The following is a 1,700-nucleotide window of genomic DNA, read 5'->3' as shown; positions in this document are numbered from 1 at the left end:
ATTTTTTTATCGGTCTGGCTCACAAGTTCAAGACCAATATTTTTCTACTATCAATTCCTGAAAATCTCAATCTGGTTGGGTTTTCACGGAGTTGTTATAGCGCTACGCGCAAGTCAGAAGTTAGAAGTCAGAAGTCAAAAGTAAGCTACGACCAGTTTTCGGAGTTTAGAAATGTCCTAATCTTAATGCGTAGTGCTATACCCTGTGAGGCGTAATCCACTATCTACGGTGGATTACTAGAAATCTAAACACTGAAAGCCCCGCACCTTTCGGGCTTTGCCCAACGCTACGCGAACAGGTCGGGGATGAAAGTGAATAGCGACTTTAGTCGCCGTGGAAAAGATTGAATTACGACTTGACAGTTTTAGCTAAACGTGTTAGCGTAATAGTACAACAGAAGAGGTCGATTTCTGATGAACATAATAGAGTTTAAAGCATACGGGAAATCCCTTCAATATCAAGCTATAGACGAAGCAATTCGGACAGTTAAATTTATCCGCAATAGCTGCATTCGTTTATGGATGGACAATAAAGTAACAGGTAAATACGACCTTAGTAAATATTGCAAGATACTAGCGAAAGAATTCCCTTTTGCTAACGAACTAAACTCTACTGCTCGGCAAGCTGCGGCTGAAAGGGCATGGTCATCAATTTCTCGCTTCTTTGAAAACTGCAAAAAAAAGGTACCTGGAAAGAAAGGTTATCCCCGCTTTCAAAAGCACTGTAGGTCGGTTGAGTATAAGCAATCAGGATGGAAGCTTTCCCCTGACAAGAAATCAATTACCTTCAGTGACAAGAAAGGAATCGGGAAGCTAAAACTCAAAGGTACCTGGGACTTGTGGCGCTTCGACAAGAAGCAAATTAAACGGGTTCGCATTGTTAAGAGGGCTGATGGTTACTATGTTCAGTTTTGCATCTCTGTGACGAACGAAGAACAATTAGACCCGGTTGACGCTACTGTAGGATTGGACGTAGGACTAAAAGAATTCTATACCGATTCTAGGGGAAATACTGAACCCAATCCCAGATTTTACCGTAAGGGAGAAAAGCGTCTAAAGTTTTATCAACGCCGGGTTTACCGGAAGAAGAAAGGCTCATCTAACCGTAAGAAGGCCGTTAATAGATTAGGTAGACAGCACCTTAAAATAAGTAGGCAGCGTGAAGAACATGCCAAGAGACTGGCACGTTGCGTAATCCGGTCTAACGACCTGGTCGCCTATGAAGACTTGAGGGTAAAAAATCTGGTTAAAAACCACTGTCTTGCCAAGTCTATTAATGATGCAGGTTGGTATCAATTTAGAAAATGGTTAGAGCATTTTGGCAAGAAGTTTGGCAGGGTCACCGTTGCGGTAAATCCTGCCTATACAAGCCAAAACTGTTCTGAGTGCGGCGAGGTTGTGAAAAAGTCACTATCAACTAGGACTCACGTCTGCAAGTGTGGTTGTAGATTAGACCGAGACCACAACGCCGCAGTCAATATCTTGAAAAGAGCCTTGGGTACGGTGGGGCACACCGGAACCTGGATCATAGATCCGAACGTTTCAGGAGATTTGACCTCTACTGTTCTTGGTTCCGGCCAGGTTCAGCAAGTCGAATCGCTGAGTGAAGAATCCCCGCGCCTAAAGGCGCGGGGAGTGTCAATCTTTGGATACCAGTAATGGTGCAACTAAGGCGTCAAGGGAAAAGCGTCCACCACCACA

At 43.9% G+C, this 1,700-nt stretch carries 2 protein-coding genes; both read left to right on the top strand.

Annotated elements, in window-relative coordinates; all coding sequences use genetic code 11:
• Nucleotides 1–215: hypothetical protein (locus tag F6K53_RS40375; RefSeq protein ID WP_293085758.1), on the top strand; the 215-nt coding region annotated here is incomplete at its 5' end.
• 198 nt (nt 216–413) lie between these two features.
• A complete protein-coding gene (locus F6K53_RS40370) occupies nt 414–1,658 on the top strand; it encodes an RNA-guided endonuclease TnpB family protein (RefSeq protein WP_293085755.1) in 1,245 nt (414 codons plus the stop codon).
• Nucleotides 1,659–1,700: the final 42 nt, after the last annotated feature.

Source organism: Moorena sp. SIO4A1 (assembly GCF_010672065.1).
In the GTDB taxonomy this organism is placed as follows: domain Bacteria; phylum Cyanobacteriota; class Cyanobacteriia; order Cyanobacteriales; family Coleofasciculaceae; genus Moorena.
Note: the sequence above shows the minus strand (reverse complement) of the source record. Positions and strands in the feature narration are given on the sequence as shown.